The sequence below is a fragment of the Hydrogenivirga sp. 128-5-R1-1 genome, from assembly GCF_000171895.1.
Window position 1 is genome coordinate 1 of record NZ_ABHJ01000068.1, and the last position, 3,621, is coordinate 3,621.

Consider the following 3,621-nt stretch of genomic DNA (forward strand, 5'->3'; position numbering starts at 1 on the left):
TTCGTATATTGATTTTAGTTCTTCATAAAATTGATAAAAATTGTGCCTTTTTTCTTCATCTTTGAAGTGGTTTAAAACTTCTTCAACAGCTTTGTCTTCTGTTTTCCCTTTTAGAATTGACAGGTATTTTATTCTTCCTTCTTCCATTAAATCTTTTAAATACCCTTTTAGAACTTCTAAATCTGTTAAAACCCCTTCTATATCGCTGCTATCAAAAGCAAGTGCTTTTTCAAGGTTGTCTAATATTCCGACAAAATCAATTATCAATCCTGCCGGCTTTTTCCTTCCGTTCTCATCTTCATAAGGTCTATTTACCCGTGCTATTGCCTGAAGTAAAACATGGTCTCTCATTGGTTTGTCTAAATACATTGCGTATAAAATAGGTGCGTCAAAGCCTGTTAAAAGTTTCTCTGTAACTATTAGAATTTTCGGGTTTTCTTCTTCTTTAAATTTTTTCCTTATTAATTTTTCTTCTTCCTCTGTGTAGTGGTATTTTTTAAGCTCAGGTGGGTCGTTGTGTGATTTGCTTATGATAACCTCTGAGTATTCAGGGGGCAGGTATTTGTCTAAAGCTTCTTTATATATGGCGCATGCTTCTCTGTCAACTGCAACGATAAATGCCTTATATCCCATCGGCTCAACATTTTCTTTAAAATGCTTTGCTATATACTGGGCTATTTTGTTTATTCTATCTTTATTTTTTAAAAAGTTTCTGAGTGTGGCAGATTTTTGTAATGCTCTGTTTAGTGTTTCTATATCGCTGACACCTTCAATCTCTTTCAAGTTTAAAAACTCTTTTTCAAGTGTTTCTTTGTCCGGAAGTAAAGAGTTTTCTGCAAGGGCATAATTTATTTTTAAGGTTGTTCCATCTTCTATTGATTCTAAAATGCTGTATTTGTCTAAATATCCATAAGGCGGGTCATCTTTCCCAAATGTTATAAATGTGCCTTTTCCGTGTTTTGTTTTATCTCTCGGTGTTCCTGTAAATCCTATTATTGTTGCATTTGGAAGGGCAGACATTAAATAAGTTCCTAAATCCCCCTCTGTTGTTCTGTGTGCTTCATCTATAAAAACAAAAATGTTTTTTCTTTTGTTTATATCTGCTGGCATAAGGTGAAATTTGTGGATTGTAGAAACTATTAAACCTCTGTAATCGTCAATAAGCAGTTTTTGAAGGTCTTTCTTTGAAAGTGCAACCCTTAGATTTTCAATTCCAACAGAGGAAAGATTATTAAAAAGTTGTTGTTCTAACTCGTTCCTATCAACAAGCATTATAACTGTTGGATTTTCAAACTGGGGATTTTCTAATATTAGTTTTGCAGCTGTTATCATTGTGTATGTTTTACCGCTTCCCTGAGTATGCCATATAAGACCTCTTTTTTTCTTTTTGTCTTTTGCTCTTTTTATTACTTTGTCAACGGCTCTAAGTTGATGTGGTTTTAAAACTACTTTGTTTAATCTGTCATCTTTTTTTGTAAAAAGAATATAATCTGTGATTATCTTTGTTATATTTTTTCTATCAAAGAATGTTTTTATCAGATTTTCAAAATCATACCTGTCTTTGTGCTTCCATCTGTTTAAATCTTTTGATGAAAAGTTCCATGTTGCAGAGTAGTAAAACTCTATTAAGTGGGTTATTGAAAACAATTGTAAAAGTGCTAAGGCTTCAGGGGTTTCTCTGTGGTATCTTTTAACCTGCTCCAATGCTTCAATAAGTCCGTCTATCTTGTGGGCTGCTTTTGTTTCTACCATTAAAACCGGAAATCCATTTATATAAAAAACTATGTCGTATCTGTTTGTATTGTTTCCGCTTACAAATTTAAGTTCGTCTGTTATGTGGAAGGTGTTATTACTTATATTTTTAGTGTCTAACAGTTTTATGTCTATTTCTCTATTTTCATCTGATATAAAAACCTGTTTTAATCCTTTTAGATATTCCCAAGCTGTCAGGTTTCCTTCAATATTTGCGGGGATACACTCTAATTTTCTGATTATTTCTTCTGCATGCTCGTAGTTTATTTTTGGGTTTAGTTTTAAAAGCTGGTCTGTAAATATTTCTTTCAGGATTATGTTGTTTTCTCCGTTTCTTTTAATCAGGGCTTCATCCGGGCTTAAATATTCCCAACCTATATCGGTACAATATTGGATTATTTTATTTTGAACAGCTCCCCTTTCATCTCCAAAGCTCATTTTAATTTTCCTCTATAAATTCATCGCTTAATGCTTCAAATTCTTTTATTTCTTCTAAATATTCTTTATCTTCACTTAATTTTTTTGAAAGTTCTTTCATCTTTTGATGGATTTCTTCTTTTTCAAACTTTTCTATAAAATTTTTATTTAGTCTTATTTTTCCTGTCATCAAGTTGTTTAAAAGTGATTTAAATAGCTTTTCAAGGGCTTCTTTTTTGTTTTCTTCTGCTTCAATTTTGTTGTCTATTTTGTTTAGAATTTTTGCGATTTGTTTTTGTTCGTCTATTGGGGGAAGAGGGATTTTTAGATTATAAATTTCATTTCTATTATAGTTCGCTTGGTTAACTGCTCTTCTAGCTAATTTTATAAAAGTCCCTATCTCACGATAATAATTTAAAAGATATTTTAGATAAAAATTATTAGATTCACTTTCTTTACTTCTTATTCTAAGAATAAAAGAGGCATAGATATAGAAATCATCTTTAGAAACTTTTTCTGCTTCAAAAACTGTTGTTTTTCCAATCAGTTCTGGACTATTTCTCCAATTAAACAAAACATCTCCATCTTTTAAAATTAATTTTTCTGTAAGTCGTTTAGGAGGTTTTATCTTTCTAATTTTATTGTATAAAAGTTTTCCTTCTTTTGTTATATCAGCTGTGCTGATTATGGGGATACCCTTTTGGTCTTCATTTGCTGGGATGGAAACCGAATAGCCATACTCAATAGAATCAACAGAATCTTTTAATGTTTTTATTTCCCAATGCTCCGGAATTAATCCAATTTCTGTTTCTTTAAGTTTTACTTTGTCTGTTTCTTCAGGTGGAACGACGCCGTAAGTAAAAAAATGTTTCATTAGGGATTTTTTCAGCTCTTTATTTGCCTGTATTACTTCTTCTGTTTGCTCTATCGCCTGCCTGATTTTGTCTAAAACAGTTGCAATTGCTTTTTGTTCAGGAAGTGGGGGAAGGGGGATTTTAAGATTAACTAAATCTCTGGGATATAAATGACCACCTTTTATTTCTTCCTTAATTTGTTTTCTGCTTTTTTGTGAAATAATTGAAAAAAATAAAAATAAAGGGTTCGTTTTATTATTAGCTCTAATTCTTAACAACTCAGAAACAAAAAAAACTTTATTATTAGAATTTACATTATAAAAACCAATTTTTTGTCCAACAACTTTTGAAGAATGACCAGCAGATAAAATTAAAATATCTCCTTGCTCCAATGTATATCTATTTCCTAAATCTACTTTTACAAATGACCTCTCTCCATTTGGATAATGCTTTACAAATTTTTCGTTTTCAAAATCTTTTACTTTTATTATTCTATAGCCCTTTCTATCATCATATAAATCTCGTTTGGGGGTTTTGCCTTGTTGAATTTCCGCAATATCCCCTAACCTCACAACTTCCCAATCTTCCGGAATAAGTC

Annotated in this window: 2 protein-coding genes; both read right to left on the minus strand. The window is 31.2% G+C overall.

Annotated elements, in window-relative coordinates; all coding sequences use genetic code 11:
- The coding region (locus HG1285_RS05340; protein WP_008288418.1) for an HsdR family type I site-specific deoxyribonuclease at positions 1-2,190 on the minus strand (2,190 nt) is incomplete at its 3' end.
- Between the two features lies 1 nt (position 2,191).
- The coding region (locus tag HG1285_RS18890; RefSeq protein ID WP_008288419.1) for a restriction endonuclease subunit S at positions 2,192-3,621 on the minus strand (1,430 nt) is incomplete at its 5' end.